The organism is Desulfobacterium sp. N47 (assembly GCF_051233685.1).
GTDB lineage: Bacteria > Desulfobacterota > Desulfobacteria > Desulfobacterales > RPRI01 > RPRI01.
Genome location: NZ_JBAMMY010000096.1, coordinates 1 through 1,014 on the forward strand (window position 1 = coordinate 1; position 1,014 = coordinate 1,014).

Below are 1,014 nucleotides of genomic sequence, written 5' to 3' on the forward strand. Positions count from 1 at the left end.
CTCTGACCTGATGGCTTCCAATGCAACCTTTGCTTTAAAATTCCCTGGATATTGCTTTCTCATTCTGTCTCCTTTATAATGGAGTCAATATCACAGAAAAAGTAGCTTAACCATCAGTTCAAATTTCGGGGTCCATTATATGTTTCATTTCAGCGAACGTTTCGCGTAACTGGCTGCAAAAAGCTGTATAGCGAAGCGGCGCAGCTTTTTGTAGTCCGAGTTGACGCGATTGTTAGGCCGATTGCTTCTTAGCAACTTCCGCAACGTGGGCTCCTTGGAACCGGGCAATTTTGATTTCATTCTCTGACGGTTGGCGACTACCATCGCTGCCAGCAAGAGTGCTCGCCCCATAGGGCGATCCGCCGGTGATTTCACTCATGTTCATGATCTCTTGACACGAATAGGGAACACCCACGATGATCATGCCGTGATGCAACAAGGTGGTATGAAACGAGGTGATCGTCGTTTCCTGTCCGCCGTGCTGGGTACCCGTGGACGTGAATACGCTACCCACCTTGCCAATCAACTTTCCGCCAGCCCACAGCCCGCCAGTCTGATCAAGGAAATTGCGCATCTGTGCGCACATATTGCCAAAGCGTGTAGGCGTTCCGAATATTATGGCATCGTAATCCGCCAGTTCGCCCGTTGTTGCAAACGGCGCCTCTTGATCGAGCTTGGCCCCCGCCTTTCGAGCTACCTCTTCCGACATTAAATCGGGTACACGTTTGATAGTGACCTCGGTGCCATTAACGCTACATGCGCCTTCAGCCACTGCTTTCGCCATGGTTTCGATGTGCCCATACATGCTGTAGTAAATTACGAGAACTTTTGTCATGTTGCATCTCCTTGTTTTGGTGATTGTGAATTAAGCCGAACAAGTTATTCACCAGTTCCGTTGATCTTATAATTTCGTATGATCAACATAAAGATGAAATTTTTTTTCGTAAAATTAAAAATAACTCTGAAAAACATCCTTACGGTTTTATACTATTATATTAATAATATATGTAATTA

The 1,014-nt window shown here is 45.7% G+C and carries 1 protein-coding gene; it reads right to left on the minus strand.

Features of this window, described 5'->3' with window-relative positions; translation table 11 throughout:
- Nucleotides 1-232 precede the first annotated feature (232 nt).
- Nucleotides 233-835, minus strand: a complete 603-nt coding sequence (gene wrbA / locus VXK47_RS06135) for an NAD(P)H:quinone oxidoreductase (RefSeq protein ID WP_435547889.1) — start codon at nt 833-835, stop codon at nt 233-235.
- Nucleotides 836-1,014: the final 179 nt, after the last annotated feature.